Annotated in this window: 19 protein-coding genes and 1 tRNA gene; 12 read left to right on the top strand and 8 right to left on the bottom strand. The window is 61.4% G+C overall.

Annotated features, from left to right (window positions below; genetic code table 11):
• Window positions 1-37: 37 nt before the first annotated feature.
• Window positions 38-1,258: a M20 family metallopeptidase gene (locus CHY22_RS01945; RefSeq protein ID WP_089572065.1), complete on the bottom strand. Its 1,221-nt coding sequence runs from the start codon at window positions 1,256-1,258 to the stop codon at window positions 38-40.
• 397 nt (window positions 1,259-1,655) lie between these two features.
• On the opposite strand from CHY22_RS01945, the gene CHY22_RS01940 reads away from it, so the two are divergent.
• Entirely contained in the window at window positions 1,656-2,462 is an 807-nt protein-coding gene (locus tag CHY22_RS01940; RefSeq protein WP_143759198.1) for a hypothetical protein, read from the top strand.
• A 347-nt stretch (window positions 2,463-2,809) separates the two neighbouring features.
• On the opposite strand, the gene CHY22_RS01935 is transcribed toward CHY22_RS01940, so the two are convergent.
• The 3 genes from CHY22_RS01935 to CHY22_RS01925 form a co-directional block, all read right to left on the bottom strand.
• Window positions 2,810-3,973: a phosphoglycerate dehydrogenase gene (locus tag CHY22_RS01935; protein ID WP_089572062.1), complete on the bottom strand. Its 1,164-nt coding sequence runs from the start codon at window positions 3,971-3,973 to the stop codon at window positions 2,810-2,812.
• Window positions 3,974-4,045: 72 nt separating this feature from the next.
• On the bottom strand, window positions 4,046-5,170 hold the full coding sequence (gene serC / locus CHY22_RS01930; protein WP_089572060.1) for a 3-phosphoserine/phosphohydroxythreonine transaminase: 1,125 nt from the start codon (window positions 5,168-5,170) through the stop codon (window positions 4,046-4,048).
• Between the two features lie 226 nt (window positions 5,171-5,396).
• On the bottom strand, window positions 5,397-6,998 hold the full coding sequence (locus CHY22_RS01925; RefSeq protein WP_089572058.1) for a potassium/proton antiporter: 1,602 nt from the start codon (window positions 6,996-6,998) through the stop codon (window positions 5,397-5,399).
• 253 nt (window positions 6,999-7,251) lie between these two features.
• Between CHY22_RS01925 and CHY22_RS01915 the strand changes: the two genes are divergently transcribed.
• On the top strand, window positions 7,252-8,091 hold the full coding sequence (locus CHY22_RS01915) for a metallophosphoesterase family protein (protein WP_089572054.1): 840 nt from the start codon (window positions 7,252-7,254) through the stop codon (window positions 8,089-8,091).
• A 355-nt stretch (window positions 8,092-8,446) separates the two neighbouring features.
• Here CHY22_RS01915 and CHY22_RS01910 read toward each other — a convergent pair whose 3' ends face one another.
• Entirely contained in the window at window positions 8,447-10,030 is a 1,584-nt protein-coding gene (locus tag CHY22_RS01910) for a lipopolysaccharide biosynthesis protein (RefSeq protein WP_311774666.1), read from the bottom strand.
• Window positions 10,031-10,382: 352 nt separating this feature from the next.
• Here CHY22_RS01910 and pckA point away from each other — a divergent pair, with 352 nt between their 5' ends.
• From pckA to CHY22_RS01885, 5 genes are all read left to right on the top strand, one after another.
• Window positions 10,383-12,053, top strand: a complete 1,671-nt coding sequence (gene pckA, locus CHY22_RS01905; protein ID WP_199408728.1) for a phosphoenolpyruvate carboxykinase (ATP) — start codon at window positions 10,383-10,385, stop codon at window positions 12,051-12,053.
• A gap of 227 nt (window positions 12,054-12,280) precedes the next feature.
• The gene (locus tag CHY22_RS01900) at window positions 12,281-13,000 is read left to right on the top strand and encodes a phenylalanine--tRNA ligase beta subunit-related protein (protein WP_089572051.1); all 720 of its coding nucleotides are present in this window, start codon (window positions 12,281-12,283) and stop codon (window positions 12,998-13,000) included.
• Between the two features lie 173 nt (window positions 13,001-13,173).
• Complete coding sequence (locus CHY22_RS01895) at window positions 13,174-13,623, top strand: MarR family transcriptional regulator (protein ID WP_022093866.1); 450 nt, start codon at window positions 13,174-13,176, stop codon at window positions 13,621-13,623.
• A 118-nt stretch (window positions 13,624-13,741) separates the two neighbouring features.
• The gene (locus tag CHY22_RS01890) at window positions 13,742-14,596 is read left to right on the top strand and encodes a DegV family protein (RefSeq protein ID WP_089572049.1); all 855 of its coding nucleotides are present in this window, start codon (window positions 13,742-13,744) and stop codon (window positions 14,594-14,596) included.
• A gap of 79 nt (window positions 14,597-14,675) precedes the next feature.
• Entirely contained in the window at window positions 14,676-14,996 is a 321-nt protein-coding gene (locus tag CHY22_RS01885) for an MGMT family protein (RefSeq protein WP_089572047.1), read from the top strand.
• A 331-nt stretch (window positions 14,997-15,327) separates the two neighbouring features.
• Here the strand turns inward: CHY22_RS01885 and trpS are convergent, their stop codons facing one another.
• A complete protein-coding gene (trpS, locus tag CHY22_RS01880; RefSeq protein WP_089572045.1) occupies window positions 15,328-16,377 on the bottom strand; it encodes a tryptophan--tRNA ligase in 1,050 nt (349 codons plus the stop codon).
• Window positions 16,378-16,538: 161 nt separating this feature from the next.
• Window positions 16,539-17,738, bottom strand: a complete 1,200-nt coding sequence (locus CHY22_RS01875) for an MraY family glycosyltransferase (RefSeq protein ID WP_089572043.1) — start codon at window positions 17,736-17,738, stop codon at window positions 16,539-16,541.
• A gap of 522 nt (window positions 17,739-18,260) precedes the next feature.
• Between CHY22_RS01875 and CHY22_RS01870 the strand changes: the two genes are divergently transcribed.
• The 5 genes from CHY22_RS01870 (at window position 18,261) to proB (ending at window position 22,752) form a co-directional block, all read left to right on the top strand.
• Window positions 18,261-19,205 carry a radical SAM protein gene (locus tag CHY22_RS01870; RefSeq protein WP_089572042.1) on the top strand — a complete coding sequence of 315 codons (945 nt, stop codon included), beginning with the start codon at window positions 18,261-18,263 and terminating at the stop codon, window positions 19,203-19,205.
• 179 nt (window positions 19,206-19,384) lie between these two features.
• Window positions 19,385-19,457: transfer RNA gene (locus CHY22_RS01865), tRNA-Ala, on the top strand.
• Between the two features lie 64 nt (window positions 19,458-19,521).
• A complete protein-coding gene (locus CHY22_RS01860) occupies window positions 19,522-19,962 on the top strand; it encodes a hypothetical protein (RefSeq protein ID WP_089572040.1) in 441 nt (146 codons plus the stop codon).
• A gap of 84 nt (window positions 19,963-20,046) precedes the next feature.
• Window positions 20,047-21,552 (top strand): nicotinate phosphoribosyltransferase, encoded by a 1,506-nt coding sequence (locus CHY22_RS01855; protein ID WP_089572038.1) that lies wholly within the window; start codon window positions 20,047-20,049, stop codon window positions 21,550-21,552.
• Window positions 21,553-21,624: 72 nt separating this feature from the next.
• On the top strand, window positions 21,625-22,752 hold the full coding sequence (gene proB / locus CHY22_RS01850) for a glutamate 5-kinase (protein WP_089572036.1): 1,128 nt from the start codon (window positions 21,625-21,627) through the stop codon (window positions 22,750-22,752).
• 101 nt (window positions 22,753-22,853) lie between these two features.
• Here the strand turns inward: proB and CHY22_RS01845 are convergent, their stop codons facing one another.
• Window positions 22,854-24,272 carry an alpha/beta fold hydrolase gene (locus CHY22_RS01845; protein ID WP_089572035.1) on the bottom strand — a complete coding sequence of 473 codons (1,419 nt, stop codon included), beginning with the start codon at window positions 24,270-24,272 and terminating at the stop codon, window positions 22,854-22,856.
• Between the last annotated feature and the right edge of the window lie 82 nt (window positions 24,273-24,354).

The following is a 24,354-nucleotide window of genomic DNA, read 5'->3' as shown; positions in this document are numbered from 1 at the left end:
GCGGTCCTAACGCACGAGTCGGTTTGTTCGCGGCTTATTATGCCCCAACTTGGCCGCTCGCGTCCCAGAGCACGTTATCGGCGAGCGCGATTAGCACCTGCTGACAACGAACGATATCGGCATGGGGCACATATTCGTTGGGCTTGTGTGCGAGCGCGAGCGACCCGGGACCGTAGCTCATGCAATTGCGGTTGCCTGTCTTGCCGGCAATGACGGCGGTGTCGGTGTAGCCGGTAAAGAAGCCGACGGTCGTGTCCGCGTCCGTCACGTCATCGGCGGCACGCTTGAGCGCTGCTAGAAGGGGAGAGTTCGGGTCGCGCTCGATGGCGGGGCGGTCGCCCGTCACGGTGTAGCTGCCATGGCAACCGGGAACGGCGGCTTCGGCGACGGCGATGGCCTGCTCTACCATGCGCGTCGCGGCGGCCGTATCGGTCGGCGGGGTCAGACGCATGTCGACCCAGACTTTGGCGCGGTCGGGCACGACATAGGGGCGATATCCGCCCTCGATTTGGCCAAACGTGATGGTCGAAGACCCCAGCTCATCGTGCGCGGGCAGCGCCACAAACACGCGACGGAGCGAACACACGACCTCGGCCATGGCGGCGACGGCATCCGCGCCCTTCCAAGGCTGGCTCGCATGCGCCGTCACGCCAGCCATTTCAATCTCGAACCACGTGCGACCCTTGTGCGCCACCTGGATCTGTCCGTCGGTGGGTTCGGTGTCCAGCACCCATTCGCGCGAGCCGACCCAGCCAGCATCGATCGCGGCCTCTGAGCCGCGCATGAAGTCTTCCTCGTCGACCGAGCAGATGAGCGAAAAGCCGCGGCGTGGCAGCGCGCCATCCGCCGCCACGCGTTCGAGCGTATGGACCAGTGCGGCAATGGCGCAGGCCAGGCCACCCTTCATATCGCAGGCACCGCGGCCATAGAGTTTATCGTCGCGCACAACCGCCCCAAGCGGTGCGATGTCTGCGTCCCAGCCATCGCCCAAGGTGACGGTATCCATGTGGCAGATATAGATCAGCCGCGGCTCGTCGCTTTGGCCCGGCACGGTGACTTTAAGGTTGCGGCGCCCGGGCAGCACTTCGAGCTCCTCAATCTGCACGGCATCGAGCGCAGAACTATCAAGTTGTGCCAGCTGCTGCTCAATGAGCCTCTTAATGAAGCGCTCGATCTCGTCCTCATACGCGCCCGGGTCTGAGCTTTCGATCCGCACAAGCTCCTGCGCAAGCCGCCAGGCAAAGTCCTCATCAACCATATGCAACCTCACAATCAGTTTGCTTTCCAAACCGATTGTAAGCCTCCTGAGAGATCCGCGACGTGGGCGTGGCAGTATTTACCGTTCGCAGGCCGAGCCAGTGCGTTTGCCGTCCGAGCGGGTTCACAAGCGACGCAGCGGGTACGTACCCTTCATGGACGACATGCTGTGCGACATATCTGCCTTTCGGTATCACCGGATACCCCCACAGGTCTTGGCAATAATGCCGGACCTGCCTGATTCTGTAGACGATCCGCGCAGGGAGCACCTATGTGAGCATCCGCTCGTCACGCATTTCCTGGGCACCCCGTTACACGTGTTGGCGCAGGGCAGCTGCGGACGTAAGGGCGATCGCATTGTCAGGCATGTTTGGAACGGGGAGAGGCCGTTTGATTCCATGCGACAGACAGAGTTTGGCCTCGATGTCGCGTCCCCGCTCTTTACCCTGCTGACCCTGGCTTCCTCGGTCTCAAACGAGCGTTTAATCATGTGCATGTATGAGATGTGCGGCACCTTTGCCGTGTGCAAGATTGCGCCTCAGGTAAAGTCGGCACTTGTGCAGGCATATGGGGACCGGTGGGGTGACGCACGGTCGGGCTGGGAAAACGTAAAGGATGTCTCGGGGAATCCAACGGACTTGTGGAAACGACCTCCCTTGATTGAGCTCTCTGAGCTTACAGAGTTCGTCGATAAGGTCCGGGGGCTCCGCGGCGCTAAATCGTTCATACGAGCCGCGAAATGCATTACGGGGGTGGCAGCATCGCCGCTCGAGGTCCAGGCTTCGATGCTGTTTGGCCTTACGAGGTTGCGCGGCGGCGAAGGGCTGCGCCTTACCAATAACGTTGAGATTCGTATGACGCGCAGCGCCCGCCTGATTTCGGGGCTTGATAGGCGCTATGCCGATATCCTGCTGGCAAATAAGGACGGCAGCCGAGAGTGTCTGGTTGAATGCCAAGGTAAAGCCATTCACGGATCCATTGAATCCAAGATTTCGGACTCCGATCGAACGACGGCGCTGCAAGCGATGGGATATCCCGTCATTCTGATGACCTATGGTCAGCTGGCCGACTCCGATGCCTTCCGCGTGGTGATGGAGCTCATCATGTCCTATCTCGATGTGCCGCTGAAAGACAAGACGCCGCGACAGCAGGAGCTCGAACGGCGGCTTCGTGAGGAGATTTTTATCGATTGGGCAGGAATGTAGCCGCGCGGGTGGAAAACGGTCGCGCGGACTAGAGTTTTGGTCACAAAAAGACTTATATTTCGCCTTGGAGGGGCCTTAAAAATGCTATCTAGAATAAGTTGTTTCGGAAAATGGACAGTCAACTTACATTCGGCACATAGAGATCGATTTTTACCTACTAAAGTCCCTGATAAAGCTGTTTATCAAAGCGGGTGTGCTTAGCGACTTGAGCCTCACTATCGATTATCTGAAAAAACTTGTTCTGGGTATCATTTTAAAGTCGTCCGGAGCAACAAAATCGGCCCCCGTTTCGTGAAAACGGGGGCCGAATGGGCTTCGTGGTCTGTCTGGCAGGATTGGCGCCGGCGCTATTTAATCACGCGCACACGATACATCGACGGAATTTGCTTAAGTGCCTCGATCGTGCTGCCGTCCAGGTGCTCATCGGTGTCGAACATGGTGTAGGCGTTCTCGCCAGCGGACTCGTTGGTCATGCGCTGCACGTTGGCGTTGTCCTTGGCGAGAATGGCCGTGATCTGGCCGATCATGTTGGGCACGTTGGCATGCAGGCAGGCAATGCGGCTTGCGGCGCGCGCCCTGCCCATGCTGCAGGCGGGGGAGTTGACGCTGTGCGCGATGTTGCCGTTTTCCAGGTAATCCTTGAGCTCGCTGATGGCCATGTCGGCGCAGTTGGCCTCGGCCTCGCCGGTGCCGGCGCCCGAATGCGTGGTGATAAACGTGTTGGGCATCTTGACGGTCTTGGGCGTGGCAAAGTCGCAGCTAAACCAGCTGAGCTTGCCCGCGCGCAGGGCGGCGTCGACGGCGTCCTCGTCAATGATGGTCTCGCGCGCGTAGTTGATGAGCACGGCGTCCGGGGCCAGCAGGTCGATCTGCTCGGTGCTGATCATGCCGATGGTATCGGCCTTGCTGGGCACGTGCACGGTGAGGTAGTCGCAGCCGCGGCACAGATCCTCGAGCGTGCCCACGCGCTGCACCTCGCGGCTCAGCACCCACGCGTGCTCGACGGAAATGAACGGATCGTAGCCGTAAACGTCCATGCCCAGGTCGACACAGGCGTTGGCGACCTTGGAGCCTACGTTGCCCAGGCCGATGACGCCGATGCGCTTGCCCTTGAGCTCGCGGCCCACAAAGGCCTTCTTGGCCTTCTCGGCATCGACCTGGATCTCGGGGTTGTCGGCGTTGTTGCGCACCCAGTTCATCGACTGCACGACGCCGCGGCTCGAAAGCACCAGCATACCCAGGACGAGCTCCTTGACGGCGTTGCTGTTGGCACCGGGAGAGTTAAAGACGACGACGCCCTTTCTGGCGTACTCCTCGACGGGGATGTTGTTGACGCCGGCGCCGCAGCGGGCGATGGCGCGGATGCCCTCGGGCAGCTCGTAGCCGTGCAGGTCGGTGGAGCGCATCAGGATAGCGTCGGCCTCCTCGGCGGTGCCCACAAACTCGTAGCCCTCGCCAAACTCGACTTTGCCGTCTTTAGTGATGTCGTCGATGGTCTTAATCTTACGCATGGAAAAACTCCTTAGCAGGTTTTGATCTAAGCAGGGTGGTTTGAAGTGGCTGGTCGGCCCGCGGGTTGCGGGCTAGTTAGATCGCGGGCTCAAACTATGCTGCGCTTCGAAGTCCTTCATGTACGAGGCCAGTGCCCGCACGTCTTCCATGGTTACGGCGTTGTAGACGCTGGCGCGCATGCCGCCCACCAGGCGATGGCCCTTGACGTTTTGAATCTGGTGCTCGGCCGCGCCTGCGACAAAGGCGGCGTCGAGGTCGGCATCGCCGGTACGGAACGTGACGTTGGCGATGGAGCGACTGTCTGTCTGTGCGGTGCCGTGGAATAGTTTGCTGTTCTCGAGCAGGTCGTAGAGCAGGTTGGCCTTGGCCCAGTTGCGCTCGGCCATGGCGGCAAGTCCGCCGGTCTGTTCAACCCAATGGAACACCTTGCCGCACACGTAGATGCCAAAGGTGTTGGGCGTGTTGAGCATGGAGCCCTTGGCGGCTTGGGTCTTAAGGTTCAGGTACTGCGGCGTCTGCGCAAAGGCCGAGTCGTCGGCGATCAGGTTGTCGCGCACGATGACCACGGTCACGCCCGCGGCGCCGGCGTTTTTCTGCGCACCGGCGTAAATGAGCCCGTAGCGCTCAACGTCGAGCGGCTGCGACAGAAAGCAGCTCGAGACATCGGCGACCAGCGGCACATCGCCACAGTTGGGCAGCTCGTGGTACATGGTGCCGAAGATGGTGTTGTTCTGGCAGATGTAGACGTAGTCGAGCCCGTCGCCCGTGGCCTCGGCGGCAATACGCGCGTTGATGTCGGCCATGTCGGGGATGCGGTCGAAGTTGGTGTCTTCGGAGCTCGCGAGCAGCACGGCCTCGCCGTACTTGGCGGCCTCCTTGTACGCCTTGTTGGCAAAGTTGCCGGTCACGACGTAGCCGGCGCGGCCGCGGCGCATGAGGTTCATGGGGATGCCCGCAAACTGCAGCGTGGCGCCGCCCTGCAAAAACAGGACGCGGTAGTTGTCGGGGATGCTCAGCAGACGGCGCAGGGTTGCCTCGGCGTCGTTGATAATCTGCTGGTACATGCTAGATCGATGGCTCATCTCGAGTACGGACATGCCGCAACCGCGGTAGTCCATCATCTCGTCGGCGATCTCGGCGAGCACGCTTGTAGGCAGCGCGGCCGGGCCAGCTGAGAAGTTGTGCACACGTGCCATCTTCTAGTTCCCCTCGTAGTCGTTTGAACGTTCGGGATACTTTAGCACAGTGGAGCGTCAGGCGCGACCGAATCACAGCAAAACCCGAGTGCGCCGCTATGATTTACAGGATGGTTACATGGGGGAGGGGTGCTTTACTCCTCGGGCAAATCCAAATCTGCGAGCGAAGGCATGAGGTTCTCTAGGCGCTTGATTTCTTCGTCGCAAATTAGCTAACCCCTGGTCACTACGACGCCAGCGTGGCGATGACGGCTTCGTCGCCGGCGTATATGAGGGTGTTGCCGTCGGGGATGATCGTTTGGCCGTCGCGTTTGAGCATCACCACGATAAAGGGGTGCTTGCCTTGCGGCACGTCGCGCAGGCGCTGACCGGCCAGGCGACCGTGGGGCGTCACGGTGACCTCGCGCAGCGTAACCTCGGCACGCTCTTCGAACGTTGGGGCTGCCATCACCAGAAGGTCGCCTTCCTCGATGACGGTATCGCCGTTGGGCAGTACCGGGTGCGCCCCGTCGCGCAGCACCAAGACCACGAGCATGTCTGTGGCGCTGCCAATGTCCGCGAGCGAGCGTCCGGCAAACGGATGGCCAGCGCCCACCTTGAGCTTTACAAACGACATGCCGTCCTCGTCGCGGTAGTCGTTAAAGGTGCGGCGTACGTCGCCGGCCGCATCGATCATATCGAGTTTCTTCGCCACCGCCGGCAGTAGCGAACCCTGCACCACAATGCTCGATACGGCAATCACAAACACCAGGTCAAACAGGTCGTGACCGCCGGGAACGCCGGCTACCATGGCAAAGAGGCTAAAGACGACCGAAGCCGCGCCGCGCAAGCCCGCCCAGCTTACGAGTGCAACCTGGCGAGGGTTCGTCTTAAAGGGCACCAGCAGCAGACAGACGGCGATGGGGCGGCTCGCAAAGAGCATAAACGCCATGAGCGCCAGGCCCGGCAGCAGCATCTGCGGCAGGCGCGCGGGCGTGACGAGCAGGCCCAGCAAAAAGAAGATGGTCATCTCGGCCATCTCGGTGAGGGTGTCAAAAAAGTGCGCCATCTCGACCTTACCGGTGATGTCGCTTGCGCCCAGCACAATGCCTGCAAGGTATACGGCCAAAAAGCCGTTGCCGCCCAGGTAGCTCGGCAGCGCGTAGGCGACGATGGCCACGGCGAACAAGAAGATGGTCTGCGCGCCTTCGGCCGTTGCGTGTGCGCGCTCAATCAGACGGCTGGATGTCCAGCCGATGGCAAGGCCCAACCCCACGCCCAGGATGATCTGCTTGGTCAGCAGCACGGGAATGTCGATATTGCCGCCCGCCGCGAGGGTCGCGAGCACGGCGGTGAGCATGTAGGCGACGGGGTCGTTGGAGCCCGATTCGACCTCGAGCAGCGAGTCGGTGCCGCCCCTCAGCGAAAGGCTGTGCTCGCGCAGAACGCTAAAGACGCTGGCCGCGTCGGTGGACGCCACGACCGATCCCAGCAGCAGGCCGCCGATCCAGTCGAAGCCCAGCACAAAGTGGGCGAACACGCCGGTGATGCCTGCGGTGATGACGACGCCGAGCGTGCTCAGCAGCACCGCCGGCGCGGCGACGGGCTTGGCGCGGTCTATGTTGGTGTTAAAGCCGCCGTAGAACATGATGAACAATAGCGCCGTGCTGCAGACGGTTTCGGTGAGTGCGTAGTCGCTAAAGTCGATATGCGCCGGGCCGTTGACGCCCAGCAGCATGCCGAGCGCGATAAAGATAAGCAGGGTGGGGAAGGGGAGCTTTTTGCCGACGGGTTTGATGGTCAGGCACAAAATGATGACGAGGCCGATAAAAAGAAGGATCTGGTTCATGGATGGTGTCCGCTCCTGGGTGGTTGGCGTGGCACGGTTAGTTGTCTGCGGTTATTTGTACCCAAAGATGGTGGGTTTATGGGGTTGGATTGCGGGCGTGCGCGATATCGTCATAGACGGCTGCCGTCTTTGCCTCTGCTCGGAAACCCTTTCCAGCTTTATTGCAACGGAGTACAATGGGTAACGTTTAAGTTCAACTTGAAGTTTTAGTTGCGGCGCCGGGCTTTGGCCGCAATGCAAGGAGAGGCGTACCATGGCGATCTATGTGACATCTGATGCTCACGGGCACGTGCGTGCGCTTGACGAGGCCCTGTCCAAGATTTCGTTGACGTCCGACGACACGCTGTACGTGTTGGGCGACATGATCGATCGCGGGCCCGATCCGGTCGGCGTTATTAAGCTCGTGCGCTCGCTGCCCAACGCCCACGTGCTCAAGGGCAATCACGAGCAGATCATGCTCGATGCCATCATTGGCCAGGATCCGCTCGATGCCGAGACCTGGGATATCAACGGTGGCTGGACGACGCGCGAGCAGCTCAACGACATGGAATTTGAGGCATACGAGGAGCTCGTGCGATGGATGGCCGCGCTGCCGCTCTACGCGGTGGCCGAGACCGAGGAGCGCCCGTATCTGCTGGTACATGCTGGAATCGAGATGAAGGCGGCGCGCGCGTTTTTACTTGAGCATGGCGTCGATTGTGCCGATGGCGTCGGAGCGGTGGGTGCCGATCGCGAGCTGCTGCAGCAGATGCTCGCGGTGCAGTCGTCCGATGACCTGCTGTGGATTCGTCACGGCTATTGGGATGCGCCGACGGGACTGCTTTCTGCCGAGGGCGAGGGTCCGGTCGTGGTGAGCGGCCACACGCCCACGGTGTCGCTTGGGCGCTATTGCGAGGTTGGCGGCCTGGCGGGGCTTGATGAGGAGTCGGGCCGCGGGCAGATTGTGCGCCTGGGTGGCGAGGATACCGCCGGCGTGCCCGATCGTATCGATATCGACTGCGCCGCCGCCACCGGCTCCGAGTTCGGCCGCGTCGGGATCCTGCGCCTGGATGATGGCGCGGAGTTCTACGCGAATATCAACCCAGGCGAATAATCGGTGCAAAGGGTAGCTAATTTGGGACGGAGCTTTTTTGACTACTTTCGGAGAATAGCGCCTTCTTGCTCGGTAAGCGCGAGAAATGAGGAACGTCTGCGTCCTCGGCAGTGCGAAAATGCTCGAAAAACCGTCGCAACGGAGTCAAACGACGTTGCGACGGTTCTTTTTTGGCTGCCCGCTGGCTAAGTGAGTAGACTTTTTTGGAAATGCCGAGCAGCCGGCAAATTTGCCTCAACAAAACCGCAGGTCACTGACTTGTGTTTTGCCGGTGTGGTCAGGGATTCGGCAAAAGTCTACTCACTTAGTTTTGCGTGTCGCAAATCGTCCGCAACGAGACCCCCCATTGCGCCAATTAGGCGCCGTACGGGTTGCGGTCGCGCTCGATGCGTTGGCGGATGTGGGCGTATTCGATAATCAGCAGCACCAGGAGTAGGGCCATGATGGCTAGGTAGCTCACCACGGCGCCCATCAGACCCAGCAGGTTGATCAGGATCACCGGCAGCACTACGCTTACGGCGAAGCAGATCAGGTAGATTTTGGTGACGTCGCCGGCATGGCGCAGCACCGTGATGATGGCGTAGAGAAAGTCGATGGCCGCGGTGACGCCGCCGGCGACAACCATCAGCAGTGCCAGCGTGCGGTAGCGCTCAAAATTGAGGCCGTACATGAAGCTCATGAGGGGAATACCGGGACCTGCCATAAATGCGGCGCACACGCTGGTGATGACCACGATCAGTGCCATAACGGCAACAATAATCAGGTCAAAGCGACGACGCTTGCGAGGATTAGCCCAAATGCTCGACAAACGCAGAAGCTGCGGTTTATAGATAAATCCAATGCTCAACAAAATAGCCTGCGCCGGAAAGAACAGGGCATTAAAGTACAGCTGATACTTGTAGGCCAGCGTGCCTTCCATCACGAACTTGGGCATGCTCTCGATAAGGTTGAACAGGAACAGCGCGCCAAAAAGCGGGGCGCACTGGATAAACAGGTGACCGACCTCGCGCAGGCTCACGCGGCGCGATTTTTCGGTTTCGAGCAGGGCGAGCGGCGCGGTGACCAGCACGAGCGAGGCGATGGCGGTGACACCCATGGCCATGGCGGCGATGGGCATGCTGCGCGTGAGGAACAGTGCCACGCTAAAGACCGCGATGACGCCGACGGATCGTAGCGTTTGGCTCATGCCGGCCAGGTAGAGTTTGTCGGCCTGCTGCAGGCGGCCCTCGTACACGTCGGCAATGCCGTCGATCGCCTTATACAGGTAGACGCCCAGGCCGATTGTGGCCATCTGCGCATCGTAGCCGCGGGCGCTGCTGTATACCAGGCCGCATGCCAGCGCGAGCGCTCCGCAGATCCAGCGGTTGAGCTGGTAAGAGGCAAAGGACGTCTTTTCGTCGATGTCCGAGACCTGGAAATTGCGCACGCCGTAGTTGCACGCGATCATTATGAGCGTGCCGGTGACAAAGGCGATGGAGAATTTGCCAGCCTCTTCGGCGCCCACGAGCTGCGTAGACACGATGGTGAGCAACGGAAACACCATGCCCCACACGGCGGTGCCCAGGGTATTCCAAAGGTAGTCGCGACGGGTGGCGTGATCTTCGTACTCGGCTTCTTGTGTGGAGAAGCCGCCGCCGTAGACGGCTCCGAGCAGGCGGTTCCACCAAGCGTTGACCATGCGGCGGACGGGGCCGGGCTCCCGATCGCGTTCGCGCCGGCGACGGCGTGTGGCCTGGCTGCTGTCGGGGCCGCCGGCGTTGCGCTGGCTCAGCTCCTGGATGCGCGCGAGCTCTTCGGCCGTGTGGGAGGCGGGGAACAGGCCGTTCTCGATGCGTCCGCCCTGGGCCCTTGCGGTGCCGCTGCCCGCTACGGCGGGGTCGGCGACGCCATTGCGGCGGGCGATGGCGCGGCGAATGCTATCGAGGGGCGTGATGCTCAAAGCGGAGTCCTTTCTATTGCCGCACTCTAGTATAGACGCGACGGTGTTCGGTCGTGTTTTTGAACAGGTTGTTCGATAATTTCGGCGGCGCCATTCAGTAGACGGCATTTGGGGACGTTCCTTATGTGCCGGCACTTTGGGAACGTCCCTAAGTGCCGGCATTCGGGGACACTCCTTGAATGTTGCCTGTTCAAGAGTGTCCCTAACGACTAGGCCGCTTGCCTGCGATTTTTGACCGTTGGGCGGGCGCTTCGCCGTTGCCGCAAAAACGTTTTTGCATATCGGGTACAACGGGCTTTACGTGAGTAAAGTGCGCGCCGCGTCCACGTGTCGCGCTTTTAAAGGAGGCCCCATGCCAGGTGTTACCCCTGCAGAAGTTTTGTCCAACTTTGGTCTTACGCTGGTCGAAGATCCTGCCGAGAATCAGCCCCGTCTGCTGGTCGATCTACCCGCCGCGGAGCTCGTCGAGCACGCCATCCGCCGCGAAGAAGGCCGCATGGCATCCAATGGCGCACTCGTGATCGAGACGGGGGAGCGCACCGGCCGTTCGCCCAACGACCGCTTTATCGTCGACACGCCCGACGTGCACGGCAAGATCGCCTGGGGCGCCGTCAACCGACCGCTTTCGATCGAGAGCTACGAGACCATCAAGGCCGGTATCGTCAACTACCTCAACGAGCGCGATGTTTTCGTCACGCGCGGTATGGCCGGTGCCGATCGCAACCATACACGTCGCCTGCTTGTCGCCTGCGAACGTGCCAGCCAGGCGCTCTTTATTAAGCAGATGCTCGCTCGCCCGCTCGCTCGCGAAATTGCGCGCACCGGTGAGCCGGACTTTTGCGTGCTCGCCGCTCCCGGCTACCAGTGCGATCCCGTCATTAAGGGCCTCAACTCCAGCGCCGCCGTGGTCATCAACTTCCAGGAGCGCGTGATTCTGGTTGCCGGCACCGGTTACTCCGGTGAGATCAAAAAGTCCATCTTCAGCGTCATGAACTACCTGCTGCCCGTAGAGGACGACGTGCTGCCCATGCACTGCTCGGCCAGCATGGATCCTGTCACGCACGAGACCGCCGTGTTCTTTGGCCTGTCTGGCACCGGCAAGACCACGCTTTCGGCCAACCCCACGCGCCTACTGATCGGCGACGACGAGCACGGTTGGTCCGACATGGGCATCTTCAACATCGAGGGTGGCTGCTACGCCAAATGCGAGGGCCTGGACGCGTTCCACGAGCCTGAGATCTTCAACGCCGTCCGCTTTGGCGCGATCTGCGAAAACGTGGTGCTCGACGAGAGCCGCAAGCCCAACTACGATGACGTCTCGGTCACGCACAACACGCGCGTGGCCTACCCTGTGGAGCACATTCCCAACGCGTGGACCAAGGGTATGGGCACCACTCCGAGCGTCGTGCTGTTTTTGACCTGCGACGCCTTTGGCGTGCTGCCGCCCATCTCGCGCCTGACGGCCGACGCCGCCATGTATCACTTTGTGACGGGCTTTACGGCCAAGATCCCCGGCACCGAGGTCGGCGTCACCGAGCCCACACCCACGTTCTCTTCGCTGTTTGGCGAGCCGTTTATGCCGCTCGACCCCATGGTCTATGCCAAGATGCTCGGTGAGCGCATCGCCGACGGCCGCACGCGTGTGTACCTGGTCAACACCGGCTGGATTGGCGGCGGCTACGGCGTGGGCCATCGCATCGAGCTTGCCTACACGCGCGCCCTGGTGGCCCGCGCCCTCGACGGTACCATCGAGGACAGCGAGTTCGTCCACGATGATATCTTTAACGTCGACATTCCCACCACGTGCCACGGCGTGCCCGACGGCATCCTGGTGCCGCGCCAGTACTGGCAGAGCACCGCGCGCTACGACGAGGCGGCGCACAACTTGGCCGTGATGTTCGAGGAGAACTTCGAGAAGAAGTACTCGCACCTGCCCGAGTCCGTGAAGGCCGCCGGTCCGCACGCTCAGGTGCACGCCGACGCCCGTCATCGCGGCCGCGGCCTGCTGGGACTCCGACACTAGCGTTGCTTCAGACCCAAAACCACCATAAAGGGGACAGGCACCTTTGTGGTGGTTTTACTCGCGCGGATGACTCGGGTTACAATACGCCTGACATATTGCCCCCTTCTCCGGATGGGGGCAGCGTAAGCGCTCTTGTGGCGGCACCGTAGGACTTTGAAGGTGGCCGTCGTAAGGGCGCTTTTTGTTTAGGCGCCCTCGCTCGGGCGCGCACGATGAAGGGAGAGCGCATGAAGAGCTTTATTGCCGAGGATTCGTTTTGGGAGCTATTTCCGCAGGCGGCTGTCGGTGTTGTGGTCGTAAAGGGCATGAAGCCCGCGGCTCAGATTCCTCAAGAGGACGTGGACGCGATTGCGGCGTTGCTCGACCGCGCCAATATCGACGCGGAGCGTCATCTGACCAGCGATACTATCAGCGAGAACGCACCGGTCAAGGCATGGCGCGAGGCTTATCGGCTGTTCAAGACCAAAAAGGGCGCGCGTTGCTCAATTGAGAACCTGCTCAAGCGCGTGCTCAAGGGCAAACCGGTGGGCCACATTACGCCCGCGGTGGACATCTACAACACGGTGTCGCTGACCTACGCGCTGCCCGTTGGCGGCGAGGACCTGCATACGATTGAGGGGGATCTTCGCTTGAAGGTGACTGACGGCGGCGATGCGTTCCTGCCACTTGGCGAGGAAACAGATGACCCGACGCTGCCCGGCGAGCTCGCCTACATCGATGATGCGGGCGCCGTATGCCGCTGCTGGAACTGGCGCGATGGCGTTCGCACGGCGCTGTCCGACGATTCGGCCGATGCATTCCTGGCGATTGAGTGCGCGGAGCCCGAGCGGATGGGGGATTGCCAGGCTGCCGTTGATCGTCTCGCCGAGTTGCTCGAGCGCTATCTGGGAGCGACGGTTGTCGTTAAGACGCTTGTGACCCGCGACAATCCCTGCGTGGAACTGTAACGACGCCTGCGGATCATGTTCGCCGGTCAAAACCACCACAAAGGTGCCTGTCCCCTTTGTGGTGGTTTTTATGTTGATGGGTTAACAAATGGGATATTTGGGTATGGGTGTTGCCTCGTGCGGCTAAGATGTTTACCCGTTAGCATCATGTAAGCGAAAGGCGGTCGTCTCCCATGCAGCAGAACGACGAGACACGTTTCGAGGACTTTGTCGGACTGATCAGCGGGCTCTACAAGGAGATCCAGCGCATTAAGACATCCGAGGGCGCAAGGCTGGGCCTCAAGGGCTCCGACGTTATGTGCCTGTACTATCTTGAGCGCAGCAAGGACGGCCTGACTGGCGCTGACCTGGCTCGCATGGCAGGCGTGACCCGTGCCGCCGTCTCGCGCACGCTCGCGCATCTGGAGGAGGGCGGCTACGTCGAGGTCGACGACTCGGGTGATGCGGCCGTTAAGTATCGTGCCCCGGTGCGCCTGACCGCTCTGGGCGGCGAGAGCATGAGCGAGGCGGACCGCATCATTCGCGAGGTGCTCGACACCACCGGTAAGGCTATGGGTGTGGAGCAGCGCGAGCAGATGTATGCGTCGCTGCGTACGATTCTCAACACCCTGCGTGAGATCTAAGACCGCCAAAGCATTTTCTTCCAACTAGCAACTGCATCGTCCCGTTTGAGCGCGCACGCCGTGCCGGGACATTGTTGTCAAAATTCCCTGCGCGAGACCTGCGCAAGAAAGGATTCGTATGTCCGTCCGCATTATTACCGATTCCGCAAGCGATATGTCGCCGGCGGAGCACCCCGCTCTGCGTGTTCTGCCGCTGTCCGTCACCTTTGGCACCGATGTGTATATGGATGGCGTCGACATCGATCATCAGCGCTTTTACGAGATGCTCGTGGAGCGCGATGAGCTGCCCAAGACCGGTCAGGTCAACCCGTACGCCTTTTCGCAGGCCATCGCCGAGGTTCGTGAGGCCGGCGACGAGGCGGTGATTATTACCGTGGGTGCCAAGCTTTCGGGCACCAATCAGAGCGCCCGCACTGCACTTGCCGAGGCACCGGGCGGCGACGTGTTTATCGTGGACAGCAATAACGTCACCCTGGGCGAGCGCGTGCTGGTCGAGTATGCGCTGCGCCTGGTGGACGAGGGCCGTAGTGCGGCCCAGATCGCGGCGGCGGTCGAGGCCGTGCGCGACCGTGTGGTGGTTATCGGCCTGCTCGAGACGCTGGAGTATTTGGTGCGCGGCGGTCGCCTGTCTGCTGCTGCGGGCGCCGTGGGTACGCTGCTCAACGTAAAGCCTGTGGTGGCTGTAGAGGACGGTCTGATCGTACAGCTGGGCAAGGCGCGCGGCTCCAAGAACGGTCGTAACCTGCTCAACCAGAAGGTCGAAAAGGCGGGCGGCGTCGACTTTGCCATGCCGCTGGCGCTTGGCTATACGGGCCTTTCGGATGCGGTGCTCAAGAAGTATATCGAGGACAGCGCGGCTCTGTGGGCTGACCACACCGAGGGCGAGCTGCCCGTCCACACCATCGGCGCCACCATCGGCACTCACGTAGGTCCCGGCGCCGTAGCCGTTGCCTTCTTCCAGCCCGTTAACTAGCCCACCTGCCAAAACCACCACAAAGGGGACAGGCGCCTTTGTGGTGGTTTATGCTATTCCGGGTGGAAAGGAGCGAGCAATGGCGTCTGAGGGCTTTTTTGAGCGGGTGTACGAGGTGGTCGAGCAGATTCCCGAGGGGATGGTCGCCACGTATGGTCAGGTGGCGCTGCTTGCTGGACGTCCACGAAGTGCGCGGTACGTGGGGTATGCCCTGCATGGCAATCCGCGTCCCGGCGAGATTCCCTGTCACCGCGTGGTGTTTGCCGATGGCCGCATATGCGATGGTTTTGCTTTTGGCGGTCCCGATGCTCAACGTGAGCTTTTGCTAGGGGAGGGTGTGGCGTTTAAGGACGACATGCACGTCGACTTGGCCGCCTGTCGCTGGCCTGCAGGGCTCTAGCGGCTCTGCCGTGGCTTAAACCACCACAAAGGTGCCTATCCCCTTTGTGGTGGTTTTGGCAGGTTTACCGAGGTTAACTTATGGAGAAGGTATGGCGGCGCGGTTTGTCGCAGCAAAGTAAACCATGGTGAACTATATTGTTTTCAGCAACGGAGCAGGCAATAGGCGATGAAAAAGTCTGCCCTGTTGAGTTTGATTCGCATTCCTCCCCTCTGTGCGATTCAACGGTGTACTTCGGGAACAGGCCCGCTGGCAACTATCTGCCAGCGGGCCTGTTCCTGTTTCGGTGAGGATTCAGCCTCACCGTCTATGTTGTGCGAAGGCGCTTTGCCTAGTACACCATGCCCATGGCGTCCTGAACCTCGGCAAGGGTCTGCTCGGCGATCTCATTGGCGCGACGGTTGCCCTCGTGCAGCACGTCCTTCACGTAATCCAGATCGTTCTCATAGCGCTGGCGACGCTCGCGGATCGGCGCGAAGTACTCGTTGACGGCCTCGGTCACGTACTTCTTGAGCTGGCCGGAGCCACCCATGCCAATCTCCTCGGCAATCTCGACTTCGGAACGGCCGGTGCAGATGGCGGCCGTCGAAAGCAGACCGGACACGCCGGGGCGGTTCTCGGGATCGAACGTGATCATGCGCTCGGAGTCGGTCTGGCTCTTCTTGATGCGCTTGGCCGTCTCCTCGGCGGTCATCGAGATGTTGATGGCGTTACCGTAGCTCTTGCTCATCTTGCGACCGTCCAGGCCCGGCAGCAGCGGGGTCTCGGACAGCAGTGCGTCGACCTCGGGGAACACCTTGCCGTAGCGGTTGTTAAAGCGGCGGGCGATGGTGCGGGTGAGCTCGATGTGCGGCAGCTGGTCGCGACCGACGGGCACCACATTGCCCTTGCAGAACAGGATGTCGCAGGCCTGGTGCACCGGGTAGGTGAGCAGAAGGCCGGTGAGCTCGTGGCCCGAGGCCTCCATCTCGGCCTTGACCGTGGGGTTGCGCGCCAGCTCGGCCTCGGAGACCAGCGACAGGAACGGCAGCATGAGCTGGTTTGCGGCGGGTACGGCGGAGTGCGCGTAGATCATGGTCTTGTCGGGGTCGATGCCGCAGGCAAGGTAGTCCATGACCATGTTGTACACGTTGTCCTGGATGTGCTCGGTCGTATCGCGGTCAGTGATGACTTGGTAGTCGGCGATGAGCACGTTGGTCTTGGCGCCCATGTTCTGCAGCTCAACACGGCCCTTGAGGGTGCCGAAGTAGTGACCCAGGTGCAGACGGCCGGTGGGGCGGTCGCCGGTGAGCATGGTGAACTTCTCGGGCGTTTTGGCCAGGCCCTCGCGAATGGCGTTGCTCTTTTGCAGCGCGACTTCGTAGCTGTTCTCGTTTGGCATGATTGCTCCTAACGTATGTTCATGGGTCAAGATGATAACGCGTTTATTGGAGGGGCGGGTCGTAAGTAGGCGAGGGGCGGGAGAGCGGCGGCTTGTGCGATGGGCGCGGCGTGGCTGCACGTTTGGCCGGCGGCGTCTGGACGCATCCTCGGCAGCTTACCCTAGCGCCTGTGGTGGCGCTCTTCCTTGCGTTCTTCTGCTGCCTGCTCCTCTTGCTTAAAGGCGGGATCGTCGGGGGTGACGAGCTCGTCCTCGTGCGTGCGCTTGTTGTAATGGTGACGCAACACGGGCTCAAACAGATGCAGATGCTTGGCAAAGGCCGCCGAGCCAATGGCGAGCACGGTAAAGATGAGCACGCGCATGGGCACCTCGACCTGGTTGATCGCGGCGGCGCCGGCCGAAAGCATAATGCACCAGGCGTAGATGAGGAGCACTGCCTGCTTTTGGTTGTAGCCCTCTTGAATGAGACGGTGGTGGATGTGGCCCTTATCGGCCTGCCCGATGCTAATGTGGGCGCGCTTGCGGCGCACGATGGCGCTAAACGTGTCGATGATGGGCACGCCGGCAACGATGAGCGGGATGATAAGCGAGGTGAGCGCGGCGGTGCGGCTCACGTTGAGCAGCGAGATGGAGCCCAGCGCAAAGCCCAGAAGCAGCGATCCCGAGTCGCCCAAGAAGATGCTTGCGGGGTTGAAGTTGTAGCGCAAAAAGGCCAGGCAGGCGCCAAAGAGCGCAATGGAGAGCGCGGCGGCGTCGATGCGCCCCGAGAGAACGGCCATCGAAAACATGGTGAACGACGCGATGCCGCAGATGCCCGTGGCCAAGCCGTCGAGGCCGTCGATGAGGTTAATGATGTTGGTGAATGCCACCAGATAGATCACGGTGATGGGGTAGGCGAGCCATCCGAGCATGATTTCGCCGGGGGCAAACGGGTTGACGATGACGCCGATGCGCAGACCGCCCACGCAGGCGATGAGCGCAGCGAGGACCTGTCCGGCCAGCTTTTGCTTGGGCTTGAGCTGGATGACGTCGTCGATAGCGCCGGTCGCAAAGATGACGGTAAAGGAGAGCGCCAGCATGGGATAGCTAATGTGAAGGCGCGGGTGCGGCACCAGGACGGGCGGCCAGCCTAGGTGCCAGGTGCCTAGGATTTGCACAATGCAGGCAACGACCAGGCCCAAAAACACCGCCGTTCCGCCCAAACGCGGGATGGGCTTGGTGTTGATGCGGCGCTTAGAAGGGTAGTCGACGGCGTCGAGCTTAATTGCCAAGCGCTTGACCAGGGGCACCGTGAGGAAGGTCGTGATAAAGGCCGTCGCTGCCACGCATAGATACGGTATGTAGCTCGGGGATGAAGCCATGAATCTAAAAACCGCCAAGCGTCGAAGGAAAAGGTCAAAGGTTGCTACGCAAAAAGGCATAGCTGACCCATGATACTCGACCACGGGGGTGCATGGAATTGCATGCAGCGATAATCACGCGCTTACCAGATATTGGGATGTTGTCGATGGCTTGTCGGGATACCGGCGGGGATCCATATGGGCTGTAATGGTGGTTTTCGGCAAATGAAAACCACCCCCCACGTTACGAAAATGAACCCACCTAAAACAGGTGGGTGCCCTCATCGACTGTTCCAGCGTCCTTAACAACGAAGGATACCTGTACTAGGTACGACTGTGTGGGCTCCCTAAATAAACGCGACGGTTCACCCAGTTGCTCCGCGGGGGGCGGAATACCTACATCATAAAGCGGCACTTTGTCGATTCCAGTCTTGACATTATAAAAATCGTGTCGGACGATTACGGCGCCTTGGGCTCGAGCCGTCTGTGCGGTTGGTCCCTTTACGTTTGAGCTGCTGAATCATTGTTTTGGAGCATGTTTTTATGCCGACGTCGTTGACCGAACTTTTTTCGCCCGCCTGCCATTTGTGTCCGCGCCGTTGCGGTGCGGCGCGCGACGAGGGCACGCGTGGCGTGTGCGGCGCCGACAACACGCTTAAGGTGGCCCGCGCAGCGCTTCATATGTGGGAGGAGCCGCCTATCTCGGGCGAGGCCGGCTCGGGTACGATTTTCTTTAGCGGCTGTTCGCTCAAATGTATCTACTGCCAAAACCACGAGATCTCGACGGGCAATTTCGGTCTTGAGATTTCGCCCGAGCGTTTGGTCGAGATTATGCTGGAGCTGCAGGACCAGGGCGCCAATAACATCAACCTGGTGACGGCGACGCACTATGCGCACCTGTTGCCTGCCACGATTGCCGCGGCACGGACGCGCGGGTTGGTCATCCCAATTGTCTACAACACGAGTGGTTACGAGCGCGCGAGTGCCGTGGCGGCGCTGGGCGACCTGGTCGACGTGTGGCTTACGGACTTTAAATATGCCGATGCCGGGCTTGCGCAGTCGCTTTCTCATATTAAGGACTACCCGCGCGTGACCGTGTCGGGTCTGGCCCAGATGGCGCGCGAGATTGAGCGCCGCGGGGGAGAACTGGTAGACGAGGACGGGCTCATGAGGCGCGGCATGATCGTGCGTCACCTGGTGCTGCCGGGGCATGCCGACGATTCGTGCCGCGTGTTAGACCTGGTGTGGCAGACGGTGGGCGACGTGCCGATCTCGGTCATGAACCAGTACACGCCCAATGCACTCATGCGCGAACAAGGCGGCGACCTGGCGCGCGCCGTGACGCGCGAGGAGTATGAGCAGGTGCTCGACCATGCCGACGACCTGGGCTTTACGACGATGTTTTGGCAAGAAGGCGGCGCGGTAGACGAGAGCTTTACCCCGGCGTTCGATACCACCGGTGTTCTTACTAGTGCTCAAACCAGCTAATCTGGGACGAGACTCTTTGAGTAGTCTTTTTGGGACGGGGCTGTTTTAGCTACCCCTGCCGCTGTTCGACCAAACCGTTCGCGTTGTCTGTCGGGGTAGCTAAAACAGCCCCGTCCCAAAAAGACTGGGTATTGGGCGTTGACAGTTGGCGAGCCGTAGGTAAAATATCAACTTGTCCTGGGGACGTAGCTCAGTTGGGAGAGCGCTGCCGTCGCATGGCAGAGGCCGAGGGTTCGACTCCCTTCGTCTCCACCCTTGGATTTGATAAGCCGCTGACATTGTGTCGGCGGCTTTTTTTAAAAGAAAGGGCTGTACCATGGCCAAGCTTGAGTCCCAACCACTGTCTGCCGAGGAACGCGCCGAGTTGGAAGAGCTCCGCGCCGAGAAAGCTCGTCGCGAGGCCCAGGAAGAGGCACGCCGCGAGCGTGAGGAGCTGGCCGCCCTGCGTGCCGAGTGCGAGAAGGCCGAGGAGGCCGCTGCGAACGTCGCCCCCGCGCCCAAGCCCGCCGCCGCGAAGCCCGCGCCCACCGCACCTAAACCTCAGCCTAAAAAGGTCGCTCGTTCCAAGTCCGTCGAGCCCAAGCCGAGCCGTGACGAGATGACCTTTGCCCAGCGCATGGTTACCTCCAAGGAGCCCACGGGCGAGAACGAGATCCCTGGCATGGCGCCGGCTCAAAAAATCATCATTGTCCTTGCCCTCATCGCGTTTGTCATCTTTATGGGCTACACGATCCTGACCAGCATGGGCCTGCTCTAGCCCATTCGCGCTGGGTGCCATGCCCGAACACTCTGCCCTTTTCCAACCCTCAACCTCTGCACAGCGCATCCGAAAGGTCGCCCCATGGCTTTGACCGACATCTCGCATCCCACCGACATTGCAATGCTCACCGATCTGTACGAGCTCACTATGGCCCAGGGCCTGTGGGAGAGCGGCAAGGCCAATGAGCAGGGTTGTTTTACCGCGTTTTACCGCGACCATCCTTTTGGCAGCGCCTATGCCGTCATGTGCGGCACCGCCGAACTGCCCGAGCTGGTCGAGAATCTGCACTTTACGCCCGAGGACATCGACTACCTCGCCTCGCTCCAGGCCCCGGCCGGCGGCGCGATGTTCAAGCCTGGATTCCTCGACTACCTGCGCGATTTTCGTGCGCATGTAAACATCGACGCCGTGCCCGAGGGCGAGCTCGTCTTTCCGCGCGAGCCCATGGTTCGCGTCACCGGCCCCGCGCTGGAGTGCCAGCTGCTCGAGACGGCGCTGCTCAACATCGTTGGGTTCCAGACGCTTGTCGCCACCAAGACGGCGCGCGTGGTGCTGGCGGCGGACGGCCGTCCCGTTGCCGAGTTTGGCCTGCGCCGCGCTCAGGGTCCCGATGGCGGCTTGGCCGTCGCGCGCGCGAGCTACGTTGCCGGCTGCTCCTCTACGTCCAATGTGCTCGCCGGCCGCCGCTACGGTATTCCCGTCTTTGGCACGCATGCGCACAGCTGGGTGATGAGCTTCGATTCCGAGCTCGAGGCCTTCCGCGCCTTTGCCAAGTCGAGCCCCAAGAACTGTACGCTGCTCATCGACACCTATGACGTGCGCGAGGGCTGTGAACATGCCATTACGGTTGCCAAGGAGATGGAAGCGGTGGGCGAGCGTCTGTCGGCCATTCGCATCGACTCCGGCGACCTCGCCAAGCTCTCCAAGTATGTGCGCGGCCGTTTTGATGCCGAGGGCCTGCCCTATGTGGGGATCTCGGTTTCTAACGATTTGGATGAGTACACGATTCAGTCGCTGCTCGACCAGGGCGCGCCCATCGACAGCTTTGGCGTGGGTACCAAGCTTGCGACCTGCTATGACCAGCCGGCGCTGGGCGGCGTGTACAAGCTTTCCGCCCGCCGTGCGAGCGAGGCAGATCCATGGACGCCGGTGGTCAAGCTCTCTGAGCAGCCATACAAGCGCACGATCCCGGGTGTGCAACGCGTGCGCCGTTATTACGACGGCTTTGGCGGCCCGGTCTGCGACATGATCTACGACGAGGACCATCTGGCGGGGGAGGGCGCCGCGCGCGGCAATACCCTCGTGGCCGTGAATGATGCCGCCCTGGTGACCGACGTGTCCGAACTTGAGTATCGCGAGCTGCTGGTGCCGATCGTGCGCGATGGCAGCGCGGTGGCTCCGCGTGAGAGCATCCAGGACGCGCGCGAGCGCTGTGCTTGGGCACTCGATCATCTGGACGCAGCTTTCAAGCGCTTCCTGTACCCGCAGACCTATGTGGTGGGCATGGAACAGGGCCTGGCTCAGGTGCGCGACGAGCTCGTGCGCAAGAACATGGCCGCGGCTTCGGCCTTCCCCTGGGCAAAATAATCCGAAGGGGACGGAGGAACACGGATTATTTTCTCGCTCGCCCGTTCGCTGAACATTCGATTGGTTTGACGTATGACGACTTCTTATAAAACGATGGTGGTAAAGATCGGTTCGTCCACGGTGGTGGGCGCCGACGGCAAGGTCAACCGCGCCTTTATCGGCGGGCTTGCCGACCAGGCCGCAGCGCTGCGCGAGCTTGGCTGGCGCCTGATCGTGGTGAGCTCGGGCGCCATTGCCTGCGGCTATCCCGTGCTGGGCTTCGACCGTAAGCCGGTCGGCGACCTGCCGAGCCTGCAGGCCTGCGCCTCGGCCGGTCAGTGCATCATCTCGTCGGCCTACGACGAGGAGTTCCATGCGCGCGACCTGCTCACCTCGCTCGTGCTGCTCACGCGTCACGACACGGCGCGCCGCACGTCCTACCTGCACGCGCGCGACGCCCTGCTTCGCCTTGTGGAGCTTGGTGTGGTGCCGGTCGTCAACGAGAACGATACCGTCACCGTCGATGAGATCAAGTTTGGCGACAACGACACGCTGGCGGCGCTTGTGAGCTGCCTGGTTTCTGCCGATCTGTGCGTGACGCTCTCGGACATCGATGGCCTCTACACCGCCAATCCGCATGAGGATCCGACGGCCGAGTTTATCCCGGTCGTGCATAAGATCGATGCCAAGATTATCGCCTCGGCGGGCGATTCTTCCACATCGGTGGGTACGGGCGGCATGATCACCAAGATTCGCGCGAGCCGCATTCTCATGACGGCGGGCATTCAAAGCGTGATTTGCTCGGGCGAGGAGCCCGATGCGCTCGTGCGTCTGGCCCGCGGCGAGAGCGTGGGTACGCTGTTCGATCCGCCGGCGGAGCGCCTGGACATTGCGCCGCGCAAGTTGTGGATTGCACTGGGCGACAAGGCGCACGGCTCGGTGACGGTCGATGACGGCGCCGCGAAGGCGCTGGTCAGCCGCGGATCGTCGCTGCTCGCGGTGGGTATTCGCGAGGTCGATGGCCAGTTTGCCGAGGGCGATGTGCTCGACGTGTGCGACCCGAGCGGCATGGTTGTCGCCCGTGGTATCGCCGAGGCCGATTCGGACGTGCTGGAGCTTGCAGCCGGCCGCCGCCAGGACCAGATTGCCAGCAACCGCCTGCTCGCAGACCTGGCCGAGAAGCCCGCAATCCATAGGGACAACTTGATAGTGTTTGCATAAAGAGAGGCAGCGCTGCGGCTCGTTTTGCCAGCAGTGCTGCCTCTCCTTTTCCGGCACTTGGGGACGTTCCTATTGTGCCGGCAGGTGGGGACACTCCTTTGCTAGAAGATTCGGCGCAGGTCTCCGCGGTTGAGGGACTCGTCGAAGAGGTGCTTGAATACCACACTGCCGTGCAGGCCGTCGTGCTCGAACTCGTTGGTTACCCAGGCGTGCGAGTTGCCCACGCGGCTGAGCGTGTCGAGCTGCAGACTCGAATCGACGTACATGTCATCGAAGTACACCGCGGCCTGGAGCGGCACCTCGTTGCAGGCCAGGCGCTGCGGGTCATAGATCTTGTCCCAGCTGGTGTCTTCCATCAGCAGGTCCATGGCGGGCTTGAAGGGCTTGAGCTCGGGCATCTGCTCGAACATCCACGGGAATATGGCCTCGCCGGTAAACATGAGCGGGCGCGCGAGGGTGTCGAACTCGGCGTGGTGTGCCTTCTCTTCAGCTGCGGCCCAGCCAATGGGCATAGTGTCACCGTCGGCGTATATGAACTCCTGCAGCGTCCAGTACAGCGGATTCGTGCGCGTGTTGGTGCGCTCGAAGGCGCGCATCAAAAAGCTGTCGGATACCGAAGAGCCGCAGCTCAGCGTACCGTCGCCTGTAACAAACGCGTGATCGATAATCCAATGCATGCGCTCAAAGCTCGGCTTCATGCCAAAGTCGCTGCCCATGAGCTGTAGGCGCTCGACCGTCATTGGCGAGCCGTCGGGCAGCACGGGCTTCTGAGCCTCGAGCGCATCGGCCAGGGCTGCCACGCGCTCGACGTCAGCGGGGTAGCGATCGTAATACTGCTGCGTCTTGGCGGCCATGCGCGGGAAGGTGTGCGCGTAGACCTCGCTGGCGCTCGCCGGCACGTGCGGAATGCCACCACAGGTAAAGCTTGCCGCCACGCCCTCGGGGAAGAGCGACAGATAGCTCAGCGTCAAAAAGCCGCCGTAGCTCTGCCCGAGCGTGACCCACGGCTTGCCGCCAAAGCCCACCAGGCGCAGGTACTCAAAATCGCGCACGATGGAGCTGGCGAGGTGACGCTTGAGGAAGTCCGCCTGCGAGCGTGCTGTATCGGCGCCGGCGGCCGTTGCGCGATCACCCAGTGCCTTGATCGTGCGTCCGTCCACGCAGCTACTGCGTCCGGTGCCGCGCTGGTCGGGAAGGACCACGCGGAAGTGCTTGACGGCCTCCTCGATCCAGCCGTCGCTTGTGGGCGACAGCGGACGCGGGCTCTCGCCGCCGGGGCCGCCCTGCAAAAACAGGAGCAGCGGCAGGTCGTCGTTGATGCGGTCGGGCGCGCAAACCACACGGTAGAAGAGCTTGATGCTCTCGGGCGCGCCGGCGATGGGTGTCGGTATAGCGCCGCGGCGCATGGTGCTGCCGACGGCCAGGAGCATCGGCTCCAGGCCGCGCCAGTCGAGGGGGACGTCGATGCTGTGGTCCTCGACATACAGGCCGGGGACGTGGTACGAAGTGATGAGGGCCATGTGAGTCTTCCGTTCGTTGCGGTGTTTCGGGTTGACCAATTCTACCGCCGCGGGCGAGGCCATGCGCAAATCGGCTACCATG

It is taken from the genome of Collinsella sp. TF06-26, assembly GCF_002232035.1.
Classification (GTDB): Bacteria; Actinomycetota; Coriobacteriia; order Coriobacteriales; family Coriobacteriaceae; genus Collinsella.
Note: the sequence above shows the minus strand (reverse complement) of the source record. Positions and strands in the feature narration are given on the sequence as shown.